This window comes from Staphylococcus sp. HMSC65H10, assembly GCF_001839185.1.
GTDB classification, from domain to species: domain Bacteria; phylum Bacillota; class Bacilli; order Staphylococcales; family Staphylococcaceae; genus Staphylococcus; species Staphylococcus simulans.
This window is the reverse complement of sequence record NZ_KV840422.1, coordinates 1-486: the sequence shown is the minus strand read 5'-3', so window position 1 is coordinate 486 and position 486 is coordinate 1. Positions and strand designations below refer to the sequence as shown.

The 486-nt window shown below is 48.1% G+C and carries 4 tRNA genes; all 4 read right to left on the bottom strand.

The features are described 5' to 3' along the window. Positions 1-48: 48 nt before the first annotated feature. A tRNA-Pro gene (locus HMPREF3270_RS11710) sits at positions 49-122 on the bottom strand. 30 nt (positions 123-152) lie between these two features. Continuing rightward, a tRNA-Arg gene (locus HMPREF3270_RS11705) sits at positions 153-229 on the bottom strand. Between the two features lie 17 nt (positions 230-246). Then, positions 247-335: transfer RNA gene (locus HMPREF3270_RS11700), tRNA-Leu, on the bottom strand. A 15-nt stretch (positions 336-350) separates the two neighbouring features. Further along, a tRNA-Gly gene (locus HMPREF3270_RS11695) sits at positions 351-425 on the bottom strand. Positions 426-486: the final 61 nt, after the last annotated feature.

Sequence of the window (486 nt, the reverse complement as noted above, 5' to 3'; positions counted from 1 at the left end):
AGCAGGCGCTCTCCCAGCTGAGCTAAGCCCCCATTATACAATTAAGAGTCGGGAAGACAGGATTCGAACCTGCGACCCCTTGGTCCCAAACCAAGTGCTCTACCAAGCTGAGCTACTTCCCGTTATTAAATTATTAAATAACAAATATAAAATGGCGCGCCCGATAGGAGTCGAACCCATAACCTCTTGATCCGTAGTCAAACGCTCTATCCAGTTGAGCTACGGGCGCATGTTTTATATTATATATGGTGCCGAGGACCGGAATCGAACCGGTACGGTAATCACTTACCGCAGGATTTTAAGTCCTGTGCGTCTGCCAGTTCCGCCACCCCGGCATCATAAAATAAAAATGGAGCAGAAGACGGGATTCGAACCCGCGACCCCAACCTTGGCAAGGTTGTATTCTACCGCTGAACTACTTCTGCATGATTCAGTTATAATCGGAAAACTGATGAGCCATAGAGGATTCGAACCTCTGACCCTCTG